The following is a 1,687-nucleotide window of genomic DNA, read 5'->3' on the forward strand; positions in this document are numbered from 1 at the left end:
CCGACGAGGCCAAAACATTCTCCCGGCTGAACAGAAAACGATACGCCGGGCAGAACCTTGACCGCATTGGGTTCAGTGCCGAAGGAAATGGACAGATCGCGAGTTTCAACAGAAACGGACATTAGACAGTTTCCTCCAGCCATTCAGGACGACGGTCAAGCACCGCAAGCGGCGCACGCGAACCGCCAATACGCGGCTGTGCAGCCAGCAGACCACGCGTGTAAGGGTGTTGCGCATTATCGAGATTACGCGCCTCAAGTGTTTCCACAACGCGGCCGGCATACATGATAAGAACGCGGTCACAGAAATTGCGCACCAGATTAAGGTCGTGACTGATCATGATCAGGCCAATACCGCGATCGCGCACAAGACTGTCGAGAATATTGAGCACCTGAAGGCGCACGGTCACATCAAGCGCCGAGGTTGGCTCATCGGCAATCACCAGATCAGGATCGGCCAGCAGCATCATGGCAATCATCACGCGCTGGCCCATACCGCCAGAAATTTCGTGCGGATACTGCTGGTAGACACGCTGCGGGTCACGGATCTTCACCGCCTCCAGCATGGCCAGCGCCTTGTCTTTGGCTTCCGACTTGGCGCATTTGAAATGCCGCAAATAGGTTTCAGCCACCTGATCGCCAACCCGACGGATCGGGTTCAACGAAAACTTCGGATCCTGAAGGATCATCGACATACGACGACCGCGAACCTTGAGCATCTCTTTTTCCGAGAGCGATAGAAGGTCGAGTTCGTCGAAACGCAACGTGTCAGCGGTAATGGTCGCACCGGGCAGCAGTCTCAGCAACGCACGCCCTACGGTCGATTTACCAGAGCCACTTTCCCCAACGATACCGAGACGTTCGCGTCCAAGGGTGAAGGACACTCCGCGCACGGCTTCCGTGGCAGAGCCACCATAACGAATGCGGAGATTTTCAACGTCAAGAATGGTCTTTTCCATCGTCTTATCTCCGGTTCATCTGCTTCGGGTCGAGTGCATCACGCAGACCGTCGCCCAACAGGTTGAAGGCAAGACTGACCGACAGGATGGCAACGCCCGGGAAGGTCACCAACCACCAGCTATCCAGCATATAACGCCGTCCCGTCGCGATCATTGCGCCCCATTCCGGCAATGGTGGCTGTGCACCGAGACCGAGAAAGCCAAGGCCAGCAGCTGTCAGGATCACCGTTGCCATATTGAGTGTCAGGCGGATGAGAACAGATGGCAGACACATCGGCATGATTGACTTGACGATGATGCGCATGGGTGACGCACCCTGAAGACGTGCGGCCGCGATGTAATCTGCATTGCGGAAGGTCATCGCCTCAGCACGTGCCAGACGGGCAATCGGTGGCCAGGAGGTCAAGGCAATGGCGATGATTGCGTTATTGAGGCTTGGCCCAAGCGCCGCAACAAAAGCCAGCGACAGGATGAGGCTCGGGAAGGACAGGAAGATATCGGTAATACGCATCATCACCGTATCAAACTTGCCACCGAGATAACCGGACGCCGTGCCGACAATCAGCCCAATCGGGCCAACGATGATCGACACAAGAAAGATGATGGTCAGTGTGATACGGGCGCCCCAGATCAGGCGGCTGAAAATATCACGTCCCAACTCGTCCGTACCGAACAGATGTCCATTGCCAGGTGCCTGCAGGGTGTTGACCAGATCCTGAGCATAGGGGT

At 56.3% G+C, this 1,687-nt stretch carries 2 protein-coding genes; both read right to left on the reverse strand.

What is annotated here, in order from left to right; all coding sequences use genetic code 11:
• Nucleotides 1–121: 121 nt before the first annotated feature.
• The gene (locus tag HGO37_RS26305; protein WP_250985960.1) at nucleotides 122–958 is read right to left on the reverse strand and encodes an ABC transporter ATP-binding protein; all 837 of its coding nucleotides are present in this window, start codon (nucleotides 956–958) and stop codon (nucleotides 122–124) included.
• Nucleotides 959–962: 4 nt separating this feature from the next.
• The coding region (locus tag HGO37_RS26310) for an ABC transporter permease (RefSeq protein WP_250985961.1) at nucleotides 963–1,687 on the reverse strand (725 nt) is incomplete at its 5' end.

Source organism: Rhizobium sp. CG4 (assembly GCF_023701965.1).
In the GTDB taxonomy this organism is placed as follows: Bacteria; Pseudomonadota; Alphaproteobacteria; order Rhizobiales; family Rhizobiaceae; genus Agrobacterium.

Bases quoted from the DNA above. Each gene is read 5' to 3' on its own strand.
- HGO37_RS26305 (WP_250985960.1), bottom strand. From the start codon at position 958: ATGGAAAAGACCATTCTTGACGTTGAAAATCTCCGCATTCGTTATGGT.